19 protein-coding genes and 1 other RNA gene are annotated in these 18,683 nt (G+C 58.1%); 9 read left to right on the plus strand and 11 right to left on the minus strand.

The features are described 5' to 3' along the window. Positions 1–134, plus strand: a non-coding RNA gene (locus tag ABLX76_RS11085) — RtT sRNA. 87 nt (positions 135–221) lie between these two features. Here the strand turns inward: ABLX76_RS11085 and ABLX76_RS11090 are convergent. Continuing rightward, positions 222–1,148 carry a LysR family transcriptional regulator gene (locus ABLX76_RS11090; RefSeq protein ID WP_032453682.1) on the minus strand — a complete coding sequence of 309 codons (927 nt, stop codon included), beginning with the start codon at positions 1,146–1,148 and terminating at the stop codon, positions 222–224. An 88-nt stretch (positions 1,149–1,236) separates the two neighbouring features. Here ABLX76_RS11090 and ABLX76_RS11095 point away from each other — a divergent pair, with 88 nt between their 5' ends. Continuing rightward, on the plus strand, positions 1,237–2,235 hold the full coding sequence (locus ABLX76_RS11095; RefSeq protein WP_348874522.1) for a bile acid:sodium symporter family protein: 999 nt from the start codon (positions 1,237–1,239) through the stop codon (positions 2,233–2,235). Here ABLX76_RS11095 and ABLX76_RS11100 read toward each other — a convergent pair. From ABLX76_RS11100 to zipA, 3 genes are all read right to left on the minus strand, one after another. Further along, complete coding sequence (locus ABLX76_RS11100) at positions 2,232–2,450, minus strand: DUF3820 family protein (protein WP_004202007.1); 219 nt, start codon at positions 2,448–2,450, stop codon at positions 2,232–2,234. The genes ABLX76_RS11095 and ABLX76_RS11100 overlap by 4 nt on opposite strands. A 1-nt stretch (position 2,451) precedes the next feature. Continuing rightward, positions 2,452–4,467, minus strand: coding sequence for an NAD-dependent DNA ligase LigA (gene ligA, locus ABLX76_RS11105; protein ID WP_049013914.1), 2,016 nt, complete (start codon positions 4,465–4,467; stop codon positions 2,452–2,454). 69 nt (positions 4,468–4,536) lie between these two features. After that, entirely contained in the window at positions 4,537–5,649 is a 1,113-nt protein-coding gene (gene zipA / locus ABLX76_RS11110; protein WP_348874523.1) for a cell division protein ZipA, read from the minus strand. Between the two features lie 230 nt (positions 5,650–5,879). On the opposite strand from zipA, the gene cysZ reads away from it, so the two are divergent. The 5 genes from cysZ (at position 5,880) to crr (ending at position 10,748) form a co-directional block, all read left to right on the plus strand. Further along, the gene (gene cysZ / locus ABLX76_RS11115) at positions 5,880–6,641 is read left to right on the plus strand and encodes a sulfate transporter CysZ (RefSeq protein WP_348874524.1); all 762 of its coding nucleotides are present in this window, start codon (positions 5,880–5,882) and stop codon (positions 6,639–6,641) included. 173 nt (positions 6,642–6,814) lie between these two features. Then, positions 6,815–7,786 carry a cysteine synthase A gene (gene cysK / locus ABLX76_RS11120; protein ID WP_023290592.1) on the plus strand — a complete coding sequence of 324 codons (972 nt, stop codon included), beginning with the start codon at positions 6,815–6,817 and terminating at the stop codon, positions 7,784–7,786. 380 nt (positions 7,787–8,166) lie between these two features. Further along, complete coding sequence (gene ptsH / locus ABLX76_RS11125; protein WP_002913505.1) at positions 8,167–8,424, plus strand: phosphocarrier protein Hpr; 258 nt, start codon at positions 8,167–8,169, stop codon at positions 8,422–8,424. Positions 8,425–8,468: 44 nt separating this feature from the next. Further along, entirely contained in the window at positions 8,469–10,196 is a 1,728-nt protein-coding gene (gene ptsI / locus ABLX76_RS11130; protein ID WP_004201998.1) for a phosphoenolpyruvate-protein phosphotransferase PtsI, read from the plus strand. A 42-nt stretch (positions 10,197–10,238) separates the two neighbouring features. Beyond that, the gene (gene crr / locus ABLX76_RS11135) at positions 10,239–10,748 is read left to right on the plus strand and encodes a PTS glucose transporter subunit IIA (RefSeq protein WP_000522253.1); all 510 of its coding nucleotides are present in this window, start codon (positions 10,239–10,241) and stop codon (positions 10,746–10,748) included. 40 nt (positions 10,749–10,788) lie between these two features. On the opposite strand, the gene ABLX76_RS11140 is transcribed toward crr, so the two are convergent. After that, on the minus strand, positions 10,789–11,028 hold the full coding sequence (locus tag ABLX76_RS11140; protein ID WP_044524307.1) for a hypothetical protein: 240 nt from the start codon (positions 11,026–11,028) through the stop codon (positions 10,789–10,791). Further along, positions 11,025–11,891: a pyridoxine/pyridoxal/pyridoxamine kinase gene (gene pdxK, locus ABLX76_RS11145; protein WP_023290594.1), complete on the minus strand. Its 867-nt coding sequence runs from the start codon at positions 11,889–11,891 to the stop codon at positions 11,025–11,027. The genes ABLX76_RS11140 and pdxK overlap by 4 nt, the downstream gene beginning before the upstream one ends. Positions 11,892–11,973: 82 nt before the next feature. Here pdxK and ptsJ point away from each other — a divergent pair, with 82 nt between their 5' ends. Further along, positions 11,974–13,272 carry a transcriptional regulator PtsJ gene (ptsJ, locus tag ABLX76_RS11150; protein ID WP_285199248.1) on the plus strand — a complete coding sequence of 433 codons (1,299 nt, stop codon included), beginning with the start codon at positions 11,974–11,976 and terminating at the stop codon, positions 13,270–13,272. A 163-nt stretch (positions 13,273–13,435) separates the two neighbouring features. Further along, complete coding sequence (locus ABLX76_RS11155; protein ID WP_049013912.1) at positions 13,436–13,831, plus strand: nuclear transport factor 2 family protein; 396 nt, start codon at positions 13,436–13,438, stop codon at positions 13,829–13,831. Here ABLX76_RS11155 and cysM read toward each other — a convergent pair. The 5 genes from cysM to cysP all read right to left on the minus strand — a co-directional run bounded on the left by cysM (position 13,828) and on the right by cysP (position 18,666). Beyond that, complete coding sequence (cysM, locus tag ABLX76_RS11160; RefSeq protein ID WP_044524311.1) at positions 13,828–14,739, minus strand: cysteine synthase CysM; 912 nt, start codon at positions 14,737–14,739, stop codon at positions 13,828–13,830. The genes ABLX76_RS11155 and cysM overlap by 4 nt on opposite strands. A 118-nt stretch (positions 14,740–14,857) precedes the next feature. Beyond that, complete coding sequence (gene cysA, locus ABLX76_RS11165; RefSeq protein ID WP_004201991.1) at positions 14,858–15,952, minus strand: sulfate/thiosulfate ABC transporter ATP-binding protein CysA; 1,095 nt, start codon at positions 15,950–15,952, stop codon at positions 14,858–14,860. Further along, the gene (gene cysW, locus ABLX76_RS11170) at positions 15,942–16,817 is read right to left on the minus strand and encodes a sulfate/thiosulfate ABC transporter permease CysW (RefSeq protein ID WP_004201990.1); all 876 of its coding nucleotides are present in this window, start codon (positions 16,815–16,817) and stop codon (positions 15,942–15,944) included. The genes cysA and cysW overlap by 11 nt, the downstream gene beginning before the upstream one ends. Next, positions 16,817–17,650 (minus strand): sulfate/thiosulfate ABC transporter permease CysT, encoded by an 834-nt coding sequence (gene cysT, locus ABLX76_RS11175; protein ID WP_002913626.1) that lies wholly within the window; start codon positions 17,648–17,650, stop codon positions 16,817–16,819. Before cysT ends, cysW begins: the two co-directional genes overlap by 1 nt. Next, positions 17,650–18,666 (minus strand): thiosulfate/sulfate ABC transporter substrate-binding protein CysP, encoded by a 1,017-nt coding sequence (cysP, locus tag ABLX76_RS11180; RefSeq protein ID WP_032444750.1) that lies wholly within the window; start codon positions 18,664–18,666, stop codon positions 17,650–17,652. The genes cysT and cysP overlap by 1 nt, the downstream gene beginning before the upstream one ends. Between the last annotated feature and the right edge of the window lie 17 nt (positions 18,667–18,683).

Raw genomic sequence — 18,683 nt, forward strand, 5'->3', positions numbered from 1 at the left:
CCTTTTTGCTATGCGCGGAACTCAACGATTCGAACCTGCAGCAGGTTCGGGTCGAACGCAGTGAGACAACGGAGCCGCTTGCGGCGACGGCCCGAAGGGCGAGGTGAAGCCGAGTCATCCTGCACGACCCACCAATGTAAAAAGGCGCCCTAAAGGCGCCTTTTTGCTATGCGCGGAACGCACGCTCTGGCCACGAGCCTCCCCGTGGCGATAAACCGCTATCAACGCTGATACAGCGGATCTTCAACCCTGGCGGCGGTGAGATTCTCCCCTTCTTCTCGCACGATTTCCCATAACGCCTGGGCGGCGGTCGACAGCGAGCGATTTTTCCGGCATGCCAGCATCAGCTGCCGCTCCATTATCGGAGTGAGTCGCTTCACCGCCAGATGGCTTCCCTGCGGTAACGGTAGCGCCAGCGCCGGCAGTACGCTGATGCCAATTCCCGACTCCACCATCGGAAACAGCGTTGCCGGATGGCCAATCTCCTGCACAATGTTCGCCCGGACAGCCAGCCTGCTGAGAGCCGCATCAATCAGCGGACGGCTGCCGGAGGCATAGTCCTGCAGGATCAGTCTCTCATCCTGTAGCGCCTGCCATGGCACTTCAGTCAGGCTGGCAAAAGGATGATCCTCCCGGCAGAGCAGCAAAAAAGGTTCCGCCAGGACCACTTCACATTGCAGGTCCGCCGCCGGGCCAGGATCAATCACAATGCCGAAATCCACTTCCCCCTGGCGAATACTCTCCAGCACCCACTGCTGAGGCCGGTCGTGCAGCACGAAATCGATATCAGGATAGCGACGATTGCTGTGGGCAATACACTGGGGAATAAGGTGGGCGGAAATCGTCTGACTGGCGGCAACCTTGACGGTGCCGCTCAGCTGCTGGCCTACCCGACCGGCATCGCGCAGCGTCACCGCCAGCTCATCGAGCAAACGCTCCAGCCTGCCTGCCAGCTGCTGACCCGCCTCGGTGAGGACCACCTCCCGGGTGGTACGGTCGAGGAGACGGACCCCGGTCTGATGCTCCAGCTCCTTGACGCTGTGGCTGACGGCCGACTGGCTTAAGCCAATCATCTCCCCCGCCCGGCTAAAGCTCCTGGCGCGGGCGACGGTAACAAATACTTTTAACTGACGCAGAGAGTAATTCATCTTTTTTATTCATGAATAGATGCAATAAATCAATTTTATTTCTCAAATCAAAAAAAGCACAATAACGCATCTCTTTTCAGGAGCGTTTATGAAACTTTTCCGCATTCTCGATCCGTTTACGGCAACCCTGGTCACCGTTGTCCTGTTGGCCTCATTCTTCCCGGCCCGTGGCGCTTTCGTCCCCTTCTTTGAACATCTGACCACCGCCGCCATCGCCCTGCTGTTCTTTATGCACGGCGCCAAACTCTCCCGGGAGGCAATTATCGCCGGCGGCAGCCACTGGCGTTTGCATCTCTGGGTGATGTGCAGCACCTTTATTCTCTTCCCGGTGCTGGGGGTCCTGTTTGCCTGGTGGGCGCCGGTGAAGGTCGATCCGATGCTCTACAGCGGCTTTATTTATTTGTGCATTCTGCCGGCCACCGTGCAATCCGCCATCGCCTTCACCTCGCTGGCCGGAGGCAACGTCGCGGCGGCGGTCTGCTCAGCCTCGGCCTCCAGCCTGCTGGGCATCTTTGTTTCACCGCTGCTGGTGGGTGCCCTGATGAACCTTCATGGCGCAGGCGGTAGCCTCGAGCAGGTCGGAAAGATCATGCTGCAGCTGCTGTTGCCTTTCGTGCTCGGCCATTTATCGCGGCCGTGGATCGGCAACTGGGTGGCGAAGCATAAGAAGTGGATTGGTAAGACCGACCAGACCTCGATTCTGCTGGTGGTTTACTCCGCCTTTAGCGAGGCGGTGGTGAACGGCATCTGGCATAAAGTGGGTCTGGGATCGCTGCTGTTTATCGTGGTGGTCAGCCTGGTGCTGCTGGCCATCGTCATGGCGGTCAATGTGTTCGTCGCCCGCCGCTGCGGCTTTAACAAAGCCGATGAAATTACCATCGTCTTCTGCGGTTCGAAAAAGAGCCTGGCCAACGGCATCCCGATGGCCAATATTCTCTTTCCGACCTCCATCCTCGGCATCATGGTGCTGCCGCTGATGATCTTCCATCAAATCCAGCTGATGGTCTGCGCGGTGCTGGCGCGGCGCTATAAACAGCAAACCGATGCGCGTCTCGCTCAGGAAAAGGCCAACGCCGCCAAAGCTTAACGCGCTTTCTTCAGGGGCTGGACCAGATCGCTCAGCCCCTCGCTTTTAATCAGCAGGGTCAGCGCCATCAGCTCGCCGAGATGGCCGGCAGGGAATTGATCCTTGCGCGCGAACCACAATAAATACTCCTCCGGGACATCGATTAAACGACGCCCCTTGTATTTACCGAACGGCATCTCAGTATTGGCGATCTCCACCAGCTGCGCTTTATCCACGTTATTCTCCCAGCAGACGCATCATTTCGGCTTCGTCAATCACCTCGATGCCGAGCTCCTGCGCTTTCGCCAGCTTAGAACCCGCCGCTTCGCCAGCAATCACTAGATCGGTCTTCTTCGATACGCTGCCCGCCACCTTCGCCCCCAGCGCCACCAGACGCGCTTTGGCGTCATCCCGCGACAGCTGACTGAGGCTGCCGGTCAGGACGACGGTTTTGCCTGCAAACGGGCTGTCAATCTCTTCCGCCTTCACCACCACCGGCGCCGGCCAGTGAACCCCTTCCGTCAGCAGCTGCGCGATGACATCGCGGTTGCTCTCTTCGGCAAAGAAGTTGAAGGTATGGGTGGCGACCACAATGCCGACATCAGGGACCTTCTGCAGCTCCTCAATGGAAGCCTGCTCCAGGGCCTCGAGGGTGCCGAAATGCGCCGCCAGGCCCGCCGCCGTCGCTTCTCCTACCTCGCGAATGCCTAAGGCGTAGAGGAAACGCGCAAAGGTTGTCTCTTTGGCTTTCTCGAGAGCGTTGACCACGTTTTGCGCGGACTTCGGCCCCATCCGATCCAGCCCGGTCAGTTTCCCTGCGGTCAGCCGGAACAGATCCGCCGGGGTATGGACGTACTCTTTCTCCACCAGCTGGTCGATGATCTTGTCGCCCATGCCGTCAACGTCCAGCGCGCGACGGGAGACAAAGTGCTTGAGCGACTCTTTACGCTGCGCGCCGCAGATAAGGCCGCCGGTACAGCGGGCTACCGCCTCGCCTTCCACTCGCTCAACGTCGGACTGACAGACCGGGCAGTGGGTCGGGAATTCAACATCCCGGGCATCTGCCGGGCGTTCGGAAAGCACCACGTTGACCACCTGAGGGATCACGTCGCCTGCCCGGCGAATCACCACCTTGTCGCCGATTTTCAAGCCTAAGCGTTCGATCTCATCGGCATTATGCAACGTGGCATTACTCACCAGCACGCCGGCGACATGGACCGGCTCCAGGCGCGCCACCGGCGTAATCGCCCCGGTGCGGCCCACCTGGAACTCCACGTCCCGGACGAAAGTCATCTGCTCCTGGGCGGGGAACTTAAAGGCCACGGCCCAGCGCGGCGCGCGGGCCACGAAACCTAACTGCTCCTGCAGCGCCAGCGAATCGACTTTGATCACCACGCCATCAATGTCAAAGCCCAGATGGGGACGATCTTCCTCGACTTTACGATAGTAAGTGAGCACTTCCTCGGGGGTATGACATAGGGTGACGCGATCGCTCACCGGTAATCCCCATGCTTTAAACTGCTGTAAACGGGCCGAGTGGCTGGCCGGCAGCTCACCGCCCTCCAGCACCCCAACGCCGTAGCAGAAGAAAGTAAGCGGTCGCTTCGCGGTGATGCGCGGGTCCAGCTGGCGCAACGAGCCCGCCGCCGCATTGCGCGGGTTAGCAAACACTTTTCCGCCGGTGCGTCGAGCTTCTTCATTGATTTTTTCGAACCCGGCCTGCGGGAGGAATACTTCCCCGCGCACTTCCAGGCGTGCGGGAATATTATCGCCATGCAGCCTGAGCGGGATGGTGCGGATGGTTCGCACGTTAGAGGTAATATCCTCGCCGGTGGTGCCGTCGCCGCGGGTCGCCGCCTGCACCAGCACGCCGTTTTCGTAGAGAATGCTCACCGCGAGGCCGTCGAGCTTCAGCTCGCAGCAGTAGATGAGAGGGTCAGTGCTTTTCAGGCGATCCTGCACCCGCTTGTTGAAGGCCAGAAAGCTCTCTTCGTCAAACACGTTGTCCAGCGACAGCATCGGCACTTCATGGCGGATCTGGCTGAAGGCGGTCAGCGGCGCCGCCCCCACGCGCTGAGTCGGTGAATCCGGGGTAATCAGCTCCGGATGCTGGCTCTCCAGCTCGCGCAGCTCGCGCATCAGCCGGTCATACTCCGCATCGGGCACTTCCGGTGCGTCCATAACGTGGTACAGGTATTCATGATGGCGAAGCGTGGTTCGCAGTTCAGTCAGTTGTTGTTCGATCGGTTCCATATCACACCATCAATGATAAAAAACCCCCGACAGGCGGGGGTTGAGAAGGAGTTGAGATAACGCGGGACGTCAGGCGTTCGCGTCTTTCACTTCGCGAATACGATCCTGGTATTCACGCAGTTTTTGCGGCGTCATCATGCGACGCTGATCGTCTAGCACCACGCCGCCCACTTCATCGGCGATATACTGCGCAGACTGCAGCATCAGCTTGAAGTTCTGCAGTTCATCACCGTAGGAAGGGACCTGCATAAAGATAGTCACCCCAGGGGTCATCATATCCGCCATGCTGTCGGGGTTGAAGGTCCCCGGCTTCACCATGTTGGCCAGGCTGAACAGTACCGGGCCGCTGCCGTCCGGGCTCAGATGGCGGTGGAAAATATTCATTTCACCAAACTTGAACCCGGCCTGCTGGATGCTATTGATAAGCACCTCGCCGTTAAGCTGCGCGCCATGGTGCGCGGCGACGTTCATCACGATGACCGTCTCTTTACGCTCTTTCGGCTGGGGCGCTGCAGGCTGCTGCGACTCTGTCGGCTGCGGTTCAGCAACCGCGGGCTGCGGCGCTGCAGGCTGCTGCGACTCTGTCGGCTGCGGTTCAGCAACCGCGGGCTGCGGCGCGGCAACAGGCTGGGGCGCAGGCTGCTGCGGAGCGGCCGGCTGCGGCTGGGCGACGGTCGGGGTCACCGGCTGCGTCGCGACAGGCTGTTGCACAGCAGGTTGCGGCTGGTGTTGCGGCTGCGCGGGCGGCTGCGCGGGTTGCGGCTGTTGCCAGCCAGGCTGCGGAGCCGCATGCGGCGCAGACGGTTGTCCCTGCGGTTGTACCGGGGCCTGGCGCGGCGGCGCCTGACGAACCGGTTCCTCAGGACGCACAGGCTGCTGCATCTGGCGCTCGTAAGGCGGCTGGTACTGGTGCTGCGGCGCCTGACGAGGGGCTTCATGCTCCCCATGCGCGCCGTGCGGAGCGTGAGTCACCGGATGAACGCGGACTTCACCTACGCCTTCAACATTATCATCAAAGTCGTCGTTTTCCGACTCATCGTCGCGCGACTTCATACGTTTCAGTGGGCGATCGCGAAACATCGAAGAACGTTCTTTACGGCTGGTCCAGAAACCATGTACCAGTAAAGCGATTATGGCGATCGCGCCAACAATGATTAATATCAGACGCAAATCCTGCATCATTATATTCTCTGTTGTTCTAACACCTTGCCACCACGGCAAACATTTACTCACTAAGAGTATTTGCCGATTACCTCAAGTGCAAGTGCGTCGGTCGCTTTCACCACATAAAGATGAACTAAATCGTGCTTTTTGCTGTTTTTTCGAACATTTCCTAACTGGTTATTGTCTGACGACCCGATAAAATAAGCGAGCATTCACACTGGATGTTCAAAAAGGAGCAATGCCTGGCTATGGTTTCATCATCCGCACCGACCCCGCGTAGCGGCGTATACTACTTTTCGCAGGGCTGGAAACTCATCAGGCTGCCGGGCATACGTCGTTATGTCTTCCTGCCTTTACTGGTTAACGTGCTGCTGATGGGCGGTGCTTTCTGGTGGCTGTTTACCCGTCTCGACAGCTGGATCCCTTCGCTGATGAGCCATGTGCCTGACTGGCTGCAGTGGCTAAACTACCTGCTGTGGCCGGTGGTGGTGCTGTCGATCCTGCTGGTGTTTGGCTATTTCTTTTCTACTATTGCCAACTGGATTGCCGCCCCGTTCAGCGGCCTGCTGGCGGAACAGCTGGAAGCGCGTCTGACTGGCGCCACCCCGCCTGACGTCGGCGTCTTTGGCATCATGAAGGATATTCCGCGCATCATGAAGCGTGAGTGGCAGAAGCTGGCCTGGTACCTGCCCCGCGCCATCGTGCTGTTGCTGCTCTACTTTATACCCGGCGTTGGCCAGACGGTGGCCCCGGTACTCTGGTTCCTGTTCAGCGCATGGATGCTGGCGATTCAATACTGCGATTACCCCTTCGATAACCACAAGGTCCCCTTCAGGATCATGCGCGAAGCGCTGCGCAGCCGCAAGGTGATGAATATGCAGTTTGGCGCGCTCACCAGCCTGTTCACCATGATCCCGGTGTTAAACCTGGTGATCCTCCCGGTGGCTATCTGCGGCGCCACCGCCATGTGGGTCGATTGCTATCGCGACAGACACGCCAGCTGGAAGTAACAGCAGCACCTCCCCTGGAGCGGCGAGAGCCGCTCCTTATATCTCACTTATTCCTTCTTGATCATCATTATTTCCCTTCCGCATATAGATATGCTAAATCCTTACTTCCGCATATTCTTTAAGCGGGTATGCTGATGCCGTACCCCCAAATTTCATACAGTTAAGGACGGGCCATGAGTAAGATTTTTGAAGACAACTCCCTGACTATCGGTCATACGCCGCTGGTACGCCTGAACCGCATTGGTAACGGCCGTATCCTGGCAAAGGTAGAATCTCGTAACCCGAGCTTTAGCGTAAAATGCCGTATCGGCGCCAATATGATCTGGGATGCTGAAAAGCGCGGCGTGCTGAAACCGGGCGTGGAACTGGTCGAACCGACCAGCGGCAACACCGGTATCGCCCTCGCCTACGTGGCGGCGGCTCGCGGCTACAAGCTAACGCTAACCATGCCGGAAACCATGAGCATCGAGCGTCGTAAGCTTCTGAAAGCGCTGGGCGCCAACCTGGTGCTGACCGAAGGTGCCAAAGGCATGAAAGGCGCCATTCAGAAAGCGGAAGAGATTGTCGCCAGCAACCCGGAAAAATTCCTGTTGCTGCAGCAGTTCAGCAACCCGGCTAACCCGGAAATCCATGAAAAGACCACCGGCCCGGAAATCTGGGAAGACACCGACGGTCAGGTGGATGTCTTCATCTCCGGCGTAGGTACCGGCGGTACGCTGACTGGCGTCAGCCGCTACATTAAAAACACCAAGGGCAAAAAAGATCTTTTCACTGTCGCGGTTGAACCGACCGATTCGCCGGTTATCTCCCAGGCGCTGGCGGGTGAAGAGCTCAAGCCGGGCCCGCACAAAATTCAGGGCATCGGCGCCGGCTTCATTCCTGGTAACCTGGATCTGAAGCTGGTGGACAAAGTGATCGGCATTACCAATGATGAAGCGATCTCCACGGCACGCCGCCTGATGGAAGAAGAAGGCATCCTCGCGGGTATCTCTTCCGGGGCCGCCGTTGCCGCGGCGCTGAAGCTGCAGGAAGATGAAGCCTTTACCAACAAGAATATTGTGGTTATCCTGCCTTCCTCGGGTGAGCGTTATTTAAGCACCGCGCTGTTTGCCGATCTCTTCACCGAGAAAGAACTGCAACAGTAGTGCCAGCTTGTAAATAATGTGTAAAAAAGCACCTTTTCAGGTGCTTTTTTGTGGCATACGTCAAAGTTTTACCCCTCCTGGCATTGATTCACCTCGTAGGGTCTGGTATTTAACCAGCACATTTATTTTGATGCGCGAAATTATTCAGAAGAGGATTTCCGCCAGCTGAATCGATTTTATGATTTGGTTCAAGTCTTCCTTTCGCGGCATAATGTTTAATGACGTGCTAGACGTCAATGGCCCGCAGGTCTTCGCAGCGCCAGGCGCTGCCGACGCCAAGGCCGGAAACGTAACGCCGGCGCTAACAATACAGGCTAAAGTCGAGTCGTTAGACTAGACTTTAGGTCCACAACACTAAACCTATAAGTTGGGGAAATATAATGTTCCAGCAAGAAGTTACCATTACCGCTCCGAACGGTCTGCACACCCGCCCTGCTGCTCAGTTTGTTAAAGAAGCTAAAGGCTTCACTTCTGAGATCACTGTAACCTCCAACGGCAAAAGCGCCAGCGCCAAAAGCCTGTTCAAACTGCAGACTCTGGGCCTGACCCAGGGCACCGTAGTAACCCTCTCCGCGGAAGGCGAAGATGAACAGAAAGCGGTTGAGCATCTGGTTAAACTGATGGCTGAACTCGAGTAAGTTCACGGGTTCTTTTTCATATCAGTCACAAGTAAGGTAGGGTTATGATTTCAGGCATTTTAGCATCCCCGGGTATCGCCTTCGGCAAAGCACTGCTGCTGAAGGAAGATGAAATTGTCATCGACCGGAAGAAAATTTCTGCCGATAAGGTTGATCAGGAAGTCGAACGTTTCCTGAGCGGCCGCGCCAAGGCCTCCGCCCAGCTGGAGGTCATCAAAACCAAAGCTGGTGAAACTTTCGGTGAAGAAAAAGAAGCCATCTTCGAAGGGCATATTATGCTGCTGGAAGATGAGGAGCTTGAGCAGGAAATCATAGCCCTGATTAAAGATAAGCATATGACTGCCGACGCGGCAGCCAATGAGGTTATCGACGGTCAGGCCACTGCCCTGGAAGAGCTGGACGATGAATACCTGAAAGAACGTGCGGCTGACGTACGTGATATCGGTAAGCGCCTGCTGCGCAACATCCTTGGTCTGGCCATCATCGATCTGAGCGCGATTCAGGATGAAGTCATTCTCGTCGCCGCCGATCTGACCCCGTCAGAAACCGCACAGCTGAACCTGAAAAAAGTGCTGGGTTTCATCACCGACGCGGGCGGCCGTACCTCCCACACCTCCATCATGGCGCGTTCCCTCGAACTGCCGGCCATCGTGGGCACCGGCAGCATCACGGCGCAGGTGAAAAACGGCGACTATCTGATTCTCGACGCGGTGAACAACCAGGTTCTGATCAACCCGTCTAACGAGCAAATTGAAGCGCTGCGTAATCTGCAGGCTCAGGTTGCGGAAGAAAAAGCCGAACTGGCGAAACTGAAAGATCTGCCGGCGATTACTCTCGACGGCCATCAGGTTGAAGTGTGCGCCAACATTGGTACCGTTCGCGACGTCGAAGGTGCTGAGCGCAACGGCGCCGAAGGCGTAGGCCTGTATCGTACTGAATTCCTGTTCATGGATCGCGACGCGCTGCCAACCGAAGAAGAGCAGTTTGCGGCTTATAAAGCGGTGGCTGAAGCCTGTGGCTCTCAGGCCGTTATCGTGCGTACCATGGACATCGGCGGCGACAAAGAGCTGCCGTACATGAACTTCCCGAAAGAAGAGAACCCGTTCCTCGGCTGGCGTGCTGTGCGTATCGCGATGGATCGTAAAGAGATCCTCCGCGATCAGGTTCGCGCCATCCTGCGTGCCTCCGCTTTCGGTAAGCTGCGCATTATGTTCCCGATGATCATCTCTGTTGAAGAAGTGCGTGCGCTGAAGAAAGAGATCGAAATCTACAAACAGGAACTGCGTGACGAAGGTAAAGCATTTGACGAATCCATTGAGATCGGCGTGATGGTGGAAACACCGGCTGCGGCGACTATTGCTCGTCATCTGGCCAAAGAAGTTGATTTCTTTAGTATCGGCACCAATGATTTAACGCAATATACTCTGGCAGTTGACCGTGGTAATGATATGATTTCACATCTTTACCAGCCGATGTCACCGTCTGTACTGAATCTGATTAAGCAAGTTATTGATGCTTCTCACGCTGAAGGTAAATGGACTGGCATGTGCGGTGAGCTTGCGGGCGATGAACGTGCTACACTTCTGTTGCTGGGTATGGGGCTGGACGAATTCTCTATGAGCGCCATTTCCATCCCGCGCATCAAGAAGATTATTCGTAACACGAACTTCGAAGATGCGAAAGTATTAGCAGAGCAGGCTCTTGCTCAACCGACAACGGACGAGTTAATGACGCTGGTTAACAAGTTCATTGAAGAAAAAACAATCTGCTAATCCACGAGATGCGCGGCCCAAATTACTGCTTAGGAGAAGATCATGGGTTTGTTTGATAAATTGAAATCTCTGGTTTCTGATGACAAGAAAGACACCGGAACTATTGAGATTGTTGCTCCCCTCTCCGGTGAGATCGTCAACATTGAAGACGTGCCGGATGTGGTTTTTGCGGAAAAAATTGTGGGCGATGGGATTGCCATCAAACCGACCGGCAACAAAATGGTCGCGCCGGTAGACGGTACCATTGGTAAAATTTTCGAAACCAACCATGCGTTCTCTATTGAATCTGATAGCGGCATCGAGCTGTTCGTTCACTTCGGTATTGATACCGTTGAACTGAAAGGCGAAGGCTTCAAGCGTATCGCTGAAGAAGGCCAGCGCGTGAAAGTCGGCGACCCGGTTATCGAATTCGATCTGCCGCTGCTGGAAGAGAAAGCCAAGTCGACCCTGACTCCGGTGGTTATCTCCAATATGGACGAGATCAAAGAGCTGATCAAACTGTCCGGTAGCGTGACCGTGGGTGAAACCCCGGTAATCCGCATCAAGAAGTAATATCTGCTGCATAAAAATGGCGCCGAAAGGCGCCATTTTTTTATATCGCGTGGGTCACCGGCTGATAGCATTTTTCGCGGGATAAGATACGCAATCCTTCCGGAGTGCTCTCCAGAATTCGCCGCTCGCTGTCAGAGACCAGCAGTTCACACTGATATCCACCGGCCAGGCCGAACAGCGACCGCGCCACGCAGGCATCCTCCAGCGCCGCCTCCCCTGAAGTATCAAAATGACCAACAATGCGTCCCTGCTGACGGATCACTAACCGATAGCTTTTCATCTCTGTTTCTCCAGCGGCGGCAGGATCAGTTCGTCACATCCCTGCGCGGCAGTCCAGTTCATCACCTCCAGCACGCGCTGGGCGGCTGCCTCCGTCGCAGCACCCAGCGCCAGGCCGGAAAGCAACCCGCTCACCAGCTCGGCGCAGAACAGATCGCCGGTACCCTTTAAATCCGTCTCCACCCGCGGGTGAACCACCACCTCCACCGCATCGGCCGTCACCACCAGCACATTGATCGTCGAATCAGCTTCTCCCGGCGCGCTGGTGATCACCACCCATTTGAGGCTGTCCGACAGCAGGCTACGCGCCGCGGCGACCGCCTCCGGCTGATTGCGACAGCGCTGGCCGCTCAGCGTCTCCAGCTCAAACAGATTAGGGGTGATCCCTTGCGCCAGCGGCAGCAGGTGCTGACGATAGGCGTCCGGGATCTCGGCCTTGACGTAGATGCCGCTGTCGACATCGCCAATCACCGGATCCACCAGAATACAGAGATCGGGATGGCGGTCGCGGACCCGCGTCAGCCACTGCGCCAGACGTTCAATTTGCACGGCGTTGCCCATATAACCGGTCGTCACCGCACGCAGTTCGCGCAACGCGTCGCGCTCCTCCAGCGCCTGCAGGTACCCGACAAACCACTCCTCCGGGATAATGCCGCCATAGAACGTCTCATAATGGGGCGTATTGCTGAACAGCACCGTCGGTACCGCCAGCACGCGCAGACCGTGCTGTTTAATCGCCGGTACCGCGATGCTGTTGCCGACGCTGCCGTAGACTACCTGCGACTGCACGGCGACGATATCGACTTCCGACGCCCGGCTTTTGTCGTGAAAGAGCACTGATTGTATGTCATCTTGCTGGCCCATCTTTTCTCCCCCCGCTGGACAGCGGGTCACGCTCTGATTATGATTCGTCCTATGCTAAATTTCATTTTGTCATAGGTCAATAATGTTTGCCGGAAAAACCGCCAGCGATATCTTCGATCATATCCGCCATCTGGTGCAGAGCGGTGGCTTGCAGCCCGGAGAGGTTCTGCCGCCGGTCCGCGAGCTCGCCAGCCAGCTTGCGGTGAATCGCAATACCGTCGCCGCCGCCTATAAACGGCTGGTCACCTCCGGGCTGGCCGTCAGCCAGGGACGGAACGGCACAGCTATCAAAGCACGGGATCCGCTGCCGGCGCTGGAAGGCGGTGACCCCACGACGCCGCTGAACGATCTTTCCAGCGGCAATCCGGACCCCGCCAGGCTGCCTGATTTACCACGCTATCTGGGCCAAATTGCCCGCACGCCCCGCCTGTATGGCGATGCCCCCATCGAGCCGCGGCTAGGAGAATGGGCTGAGGCATGGTTTGCCAGGGAGATAACCGTTCCCTTTGCCCTGAATCTCGCCAGCGGGGCGATTGACGCGCTGGAGCGCCTGCTGTGCGCCTTGCTGCTCCCCGGCGACGGCGTGGTGGTTGAAGATCCCTGTTTTCTCAGCAGCATCAATATGGTGCGTTACGCTGGCTTTACCCCTTGCCCGGTGGCGGTGGATGCGGAGGGGATGGATCCAGACGGGCTGGAGGAGGCGTTACGCAACGGCGCGCGGGCGGTGATCTTGACCCCGCGCGCGCACAATCCTACCGGCTGTAGCCTGACGGAAACCCGGGCGCATGCCCTGCGGGAGGTGCTGGCCCGCTATCCGCAGGTACTGGCGATCGTCGATGACCATTTTGCCCTGCTGTCGGCCACGCCCTGGTTTTCTCCTCTGCCAGCGAGCACCCAACGCTGGGCGGTGGTGCGTTCGATGTCAAAAACCCTCGGGCCAGACCTGCGGCTGGCTTTTATCGCCAGCGATGTCGACACCTCCTCCGCGCTGCGTCTGCGGCTTAACGCCGGCAGCCAGTGGGTCAGCCATCTGCTGCAGGATCTGACGCTGGCCTGTCTCACCGATAAGGCGTTTATCGCCTCGATGACGGAGACCCGCCGTCACTATCGGCAACAGAATGAGAAACTGGCGGCAGCGCTGGCCCGGCACGGCGACAGTCATGCTGCGCCTGGCGATGGCCTCAATTTCTGGCTGCCGCTGCCAACGGCGAGCCAACCCTACGCCTTACGCCTGGCCCGGGCCGGCTGGCTGGTCCGCGAGGGGGAGGTGTTTGGCATCCGTACGCCCTCCCACGGGCTACGCCTGTCGCTGGGCCACCTGAGCGACGCTGAGATTGCCCGCCTGGCGGCCGATATAGCCCAGGTGTTAGACGCCCCCTGACGCAGGCAGTGCGCCGAACGCATCGGGGAGGGATGGAAGCTGTCGACAAGTTACTGAAAAATTAGACGAAAACAGGCGTAGTCTTACCTGCATGACCGGAACGTTGAGACGGATACAACACTCTCGGTGGCTGATAAATCGCTCACAATAAGGAGCACCAGAGATGCATCACATTGACCTGACGCTAAAAACAGTCATTGAGGCCTGCGACCGCGCTATCTCGCAGGAAGATTACGATACCCTGATGGGCTATTACGCGGAAGACGCCGCGCTGGTCGTCAAACCGGGCATGGTGGTCAGAGGGAAAGAGAATATCCGCAAAGCGTTTATCGCCATTGCCGACTATTTCCAGCACCGGCTGATCGTGACTCAGGGGAAAATGGAGATCATCGAGGGCGGCGGCAATGCGCTGGTGATTATGGAGACCCGGCTGGATATCCCGACGGCACAGGGGATAACACAGGTTACGCGACGCGCAACCTATGTCTTTCAGAAGCAGGGCGAGCGCTGGCTGTGCACCGTCGATAACTCCTACGGCACCGACCTGCTCGATGATTAAATACCCGCCCCCTGGCTAAAGTGTTCCTCGCCGAAAACGCCGGTGGAGAGGTAGCGATCGCCGCGATCGCAGACGATCGCCACCACCACCGCGCCTGGGTTTTCGCGAGCGATACGTAACGCCCCGGCTACCGCGCCGCCAGAGCTGACGCCGCAGAAAATGCCTTCCTGTACCGCCAGCTGACGCATGGTGTTCTCGGCATCCTGCTGATGAATATCCAGCACCGCATCCACCAGCGAAGCGTTAAAGATCCCCGGCATATACTCTGCCGGCCAGCGGCGTATCCCGGGAATACTGCTGCCCTCCTCCGGCTGCAGGCCGACAATGGTCACCGGTTTACTCTGTTCGCGCAGAAAACGTGACACGCCGGTAATGGTGCCGGTGGTCCCCATACTGGAGACAAAGTGGGTGATACGCCCCGCGGTCTGCTGCCAGATTTCCGGCCCGGTGGTAGTGTAGTGGGCGTAGGGGTTGTCCGGGTTGTTGAACTGATCGAGCAGTTTGCCCTCCCCGCGCTGAGCCATCTCCAGGGCCAGGTCGCGGGCCCCCTCCATCCCCTGCTCTTTGGTGACCAGGATCAGCTCGGCGCCATAGGCGCGCATCGCGGCCCGGCGCTCCTGGCTCATGTTGTCGGGCATCAGCAGCTTCATCCGGTAGCCTTTCAGCGCGGCGATCATCGCCAGCGCGATACCGGTGTTGCCGCTGGTCGCTTCAATTAGCACGTCGCCGGGCTGAATTTCGCCCCGCTTTTCCGCTTCAACGATCATCGACAGCGCAGCGCGATCTTTCACCGAACCGGCTGGATTATTGCCTTCAAGTTTGACCCAGATTTCGCTGCCATTGTCCGGCCCCAGACGCTGAAGCCTGACCAGAGGGGTATTGCCGATGGTGTGTTCGAGTGTATTCACGATTTTTACTCAATAAAAAAGCCGGGCGGCGCTTCGCTTACCCGGCCTACCAGACGCGTGATAATTCCAGACCGGGTAAACACAGCGTCACCCGGCAAAAGCACATGGATTTAAGCTATCAGGCCGACTGCGCCAGAGCAAGCTCGCCGCGCGGCTCGATACGCTCGGTACCGTTGTACAGGCGCGCGTTTTGCAGCCCGACGAACAGCCGTTCGCCGCGGGACGGCGCCTCATCGCCCGTTAACACCACGCTCAGCGGTTCGTCATACCACCCCAGAGGCTGGACGACTAATTGGGTGTAGTGACCTTTCGGGCTGGCCTCCAGGACCTGCACCGGCAGCGGCGAATCCAGGCTGGTTCGGCGGCTGATGTCCACTTCCCACGGACGCAGGAACAGATCCACCGGCCCCTGGTAAGCCGGGGTATAGCCTAACGGCCAGCGGTGAGCGCCAACGTGGAACTGTCCGCCGCGGATAACCCCCTGCAGGCGATTCACTTCCCCCATGAACTCCAGCACGAAGCGGGTCGACGGCTCACGCCACACGCGTTCAGGCGCATCGGCCTGTTCGATGTTGCCCTGGCTCATCACCACCACCCGGTCGGCAACTTCCATCGCCTCTTCCTGATCGTGGGTGACGAACACGCTGGTAAATTTCAGCTCTTCATGCAGCTGACGCAGCCAGCGGCGCAGCTCTTTACGCACCTGCGCATCCAGCGCGCCGAAAGGTTCATCCAGCAGCAGAATTTGCGGCTCTACCGCCAGGGCGCGCGCCAGCGCCACGCGCTGTTTCTGACCACCGGACAGCTGCGCCGGATAGCGATCCGCCAGGTGGGCCAGTTGCACCATCTCCAGCAGTTTGGTCACTTTGGCTTTAATCGCCGCGGCGTTGGGTCGTTCGCGGCGCGGCAGCACGGTCAGGCCAAAGGCGATGTTATCGAACACCGTCATATGGCGGAACAGCGCATAGTGCTGGAAGACGAAGCCCACTTTACGGTCGCGGGCGTGCATCCGGCTGACGTCGGTACCGTGGAAGCGGATATGACCGCTGGTCTGATGTTCCAGCCCGGCGATAATCCGCAGCAGGGTCGTTTTCCCGGAGCCGGAAGGCCCCAGCAGCGCAACCATTTGTCCGGAAGGGATATCCAGCGAGATATCATTCAGCACCTGGGTGCGACCAAACGATTTCTTAATATTGGCAATCTCAATGCTCATGATTTCCCTCCTGTTGCGCGCGTTTTTCCTGATTGGCCAGACGCCATTGCAACATACTCTTTAAAAACAGGGTCAGAATAGCCATTAACGTCAGCAGGGCCGCGGCGGTAAACGAGCCGACGGTGTTGTAATCCTGCTCCAGTAATTCAATTTGCAGCGGCAGCGACAGCGTTTCTCCGCGGATCGAACCGGAGACCACCGACACCGCGCCGAATTCGCCGATGGCGCGGGCGTTGGTCAACACCACGCCGTACAGCAGCGCCCAGCGAATATTGGGCAGCGTCACCCGGCGGAACATCTGCCAGCCGGAAGCGCCCAGCAAGACCGCCGCCTCATCTTCATGACTGCCCTGACTCATCATCACCGGCACCAGCTCACGCACCACAAACGGACAGGTGACAAAGATCGTCGCCAGCACCATGCCGGGCCAGGCGAACATGATTTGCAGGTTATGCGCATCAAGCCAGCCGCCCAGCGGACCGTTAGAGCCGTAGAACAGCAGATAAACCAGACCGGCTACCACCGGCGAGACAGCGAACGGGATATCCAGCATCGTCAATAGCAGCTGGCGTCCCGGGAACGTAAAACGCGTGACCAGCCAGGCCAGCAAGGTCCCGAACACCAGGTTCACCGGCACGGTAATCAAGGCGATCATCACTGTCAGCCAGATGGCGTGGAGCATGTCCGGATTGGCCAGGTTTTCCAGTACCGGCATTAACCCTTTGCTGAAGGCCTGGATAAAGATGTAAAGCATCGGCACCACGAGGATGAAGGCGGAGACCAGCATCCCGACGCCAATCAGAAACCATTTTCCCCAGTTGATGCGGGGCGCGTCGTAGCGTTTCAATTGAGTAACTTCCGCCATTAGTGACCTACCACGCGTCGACCAAAGCGACTCTGCAGGGTATTGATGGAAAACAGCAGCAGCAGTGAGGCGGCCAGGATCACCGAGGCGATGGCGCTCGCCGCCGGATAGTCAAACTCCTGCAGTCGAATAAAGATCATCAGCGACGTCACTTCCGTCTTCCACGCGATGTTGCCGGCGATAAAAATCACCGCGCCAAATTCGCCGAGGCTGCGGGTAAACGACAGGGCAATGCCCGCCAGCAGGGCTGGCGACAGCTCCGGCAGCACCACCTTGCGGAAGCTCTGCCAGCGCGTAGCGCCCAGCGTTTCCGCTGCTTCTTCATATTCCGGACCCAGCTCTTCCAGCACCGGCTGCACGGTACGTACCACGAAGGGGATGCTGGTGAACGCCATCGCCACGGCGATACCGAGCCAGGTATAGGTCACTTTAATATCGAACTTCGCCAGCCATTCCCCGTAAATGCCGTTAACCGAAAACAGCGAAGCCAGGGTCAGGCCGGCCACCGCCGTCGGCAGCGCAAACGGCAGATCCATTAAGGCATCCAGCAGCGTGCGGCCCGGAAAACGATAGCGGGTAAGGATCCACGCCATCAGCAGGCCGAAGACGCCGTTAAAAATCGAGGCCACGAACGCCGACAGCAGCGTCACCTTATAGGCCGCCACCACCTGCGGGTTGGTGATCACATCCCAGTACTGCGCCCAGCTCATCTGCGCCAGCTGCATCACCAGCGCGCTGAGCGGTAATAACAGAATCAGACAGACAAACAGCAGGCTGGTGCCGAGGCTCAGGGTAAAGCCCGGCAGCACGCGCTTGGACGACACAGCAAACATTACTTACGCCCCGCCGCCAGCAGTTTGTCCAGTTCGCCGCCGCTGGCGAAGTGGGTTTTCATCACCTCAGGCCAGGAGCCAAACTTGTCCTCCACGCGGAACAGTTCGGTCTGCGGGAATTTATCCTTCAGCGAATCCATCACTTTCGGGTTGTTTACCCGATAGTAGTAGTCGGTAATGATGGTCTGCGCCTGCGGACTGTAGAGCCAGTTCAGGTAGGCCTTCGCCGCCTTTTCCGTGCCGTTGGCTTTGACGTTTTTATCCACCCAGGCCACCGGGAACTCCGCCAGAATGTTGGTTTTCGGGATCACCACTTCAAATCCCTGCGCCTCATACTGCTTGCGAATATTGTTCACTTCCGACTCGAAGCTGATCAGCACATCGCCCAGGCCGCGCTCGGCGAAGGTGGTGGTCGCCCCGCGTCCGCCGGTGTCGAAGACTTCGACGTTCTTCAGGAACTGGGTCATAAACTGTTCGGTTTTGGCTTTATCGCCGCCGTCGGCTTTATCCGCCGCGCCCCAGGCCGCCAGGTAGGTGTACCGCGCGTTGCCCGAGGTTTTCGGGTTCGGGAAGATCAGCTTAACGTCAGAGCGGACCAGGTCATTCCAGTCATGAATGTTTTTCGGGTTGCCTTTGCGCACCAGGAAGCCCATCGTCGAATAGAACGGCGAGCTGTTGTTCGGCAGGCGGCTTTGCCAGTCGGCCGGGATCAGGTTGCCTTTGTCATGCAGGATCTGCACGTCCGTCACCTGGTTGTAGGTCACCACGTCCGCCTTCAGGCCCTGCAGGATCGCCAGCGCCTGCTTGGACGAGCCAGCGTGCGACTGCTTGATGGTCAGCTTGTCCCCGCCATTGTCCTTCGCCCACTGCTGCTCAAAAGGCGGGTTAAGGGCGGCAAACAGCTCGCGGGAGACATCATAGGAGCTGTTCAGCAGCTCCGTCGCCTGCGCCTGCGCCACCAGCAGCATGGAAGCCGCCAGCGCCAGATATCCTTTTTTCAGTGATTTAACGGCCATTGCGCACCCTTATCAAA

This window comes from Klebsiella sp. JB_Kp004 (genome assembly GCF_040065795.1).
GTDB classification, from domain to species: domain Bacteria; phylum Pseudomonadota; class Gammaproteobacteria; order Enterobacterales; family Enterobacteriaceae; genus Klebsiella; species Klebsiella quasipneumoniae.

What these genes read in the sequence shown, in the direction of transcription:
- ABLX76_RS11090 (WP_032453682.1), bottom strand. Translation starts at nt 1,148, where the DNA reads ATGAATTACTCTCTGCGTCAGTTAAAAGTATTTGTTACCGTCGCCCGC.
- ABLX76_RS11095 (WP_348874522.1), top strand. Translation starts at nt 1,237, where the DNA reads ATGAAACTTTTCCGCATTCTCGATCCGTTTACGGCAACCCTGGTCACC.
- ligA (WP_049013914.1), bottom strand. Translation starts at nt 4,467, where the DNA reads ATGGAACCGATCGAACAACAACTGACTGAACTGCGAACCACGCTTCGC.
- zipA (WP_348874523.1), bottom strand. Translation starts at nt 5,649, where the DNA reads ATGATGCAGGATTTGCGTCTGATATTAATCATTGTTGGCGCGATCGCC.
- cysZ (WP_348874524.1), top strand. Translation starts at nt 5,880, where the DNA reads ATGGTTTCATCATCCGCACCGACCCCGCGTAGCGGCGTATACTACTTT.
- cysK (WP_023290592.1), top strand. Translation starts at nt 6,815, where the DNA reads ATGAGTAAGATTTTTGAAGACAACTCCCTGACTATCGGTCATACGCCG.
- ptsH (WP_002913505.1), top strand. Translation starts at nt 8,167, where the DNA reads ATGTTCCAGCAAGAAGTTACCATTACCGCTCCGAACGGTCTGCACACC.
- ptsI (WP_004201998.1), top strand. Translation starts at nt 8,469, where the DNA reads ATGATTTCAGGCATTTTAGCATCCCCGGGTATCGCCTTCGGCAAAGCA.
- crr (WP_000522253.1), top strand. Translation starts at nt 10,239, where the DNA reads ATGGGTTTGTTTGATAAATTGAAATCTCTGGTTTCTGATGACAAGAAA.
- ABLX76_RS11140 (WP_044524307.1), bottom strand. Translation starts at nt 11,028, where the DNA reads ATGAAAAGCTATCGGTTAGTGATCCGTCAGCAGGGACGCATTGTTGGT.
- pdxK (WP_023290594.1), bottom strand. Translation starts at nt 11,891, where the DNA reads ATGGGCCAGCAAGATGACATACAATCAGTGCTCTTTCACGACAAAAGC.
- ptsJ (WP_285199248.1), top strand. Translation starts at nt 11,974, where the DNA reads ATGTTTGCCGGAAAAACCGCCAGCGATATCTTCGATCATATCCGCCAT.
- ABLX76_RS11155 (WP_049013912.1), top strand. Translation starts at nt 13,436, where the DNA reads ATGCATCACATTGACCTGACGCTAAAAACAGTCATTGAGGCCTGCGAC.
- cysA (WP_004201991.1), bottom strand. Translation starts at nt 15,952, where the DNA reads ATGAGCATTGAGATTGCCAATATTAAGAAATCGTTTGGTCGCACCCAG.
- cysW (WP_004201990.1), bottom strand. Translation starts at nt 16,817, where the DNA reads ATGGCGGAAGTTACTCAATTGAAACGCTACGACGCGCCCCGCATCAAC.
- cysT (WP_002913626.1), bottom strand. Translation starts at nt 17,650, where the DNA reads ATGTTTGCTGTGTCGTCCAAGCGCGTGCTGCCGGGCTTTACCCTGAGC.
- cysP (WP_032444750.1), bottom strand. Translation starts at nt 18,666, where the DNA reads ATGGCCGTTAAATCACTGAAAAAAGGATATCTGGCGCTGGCGGCTTCC.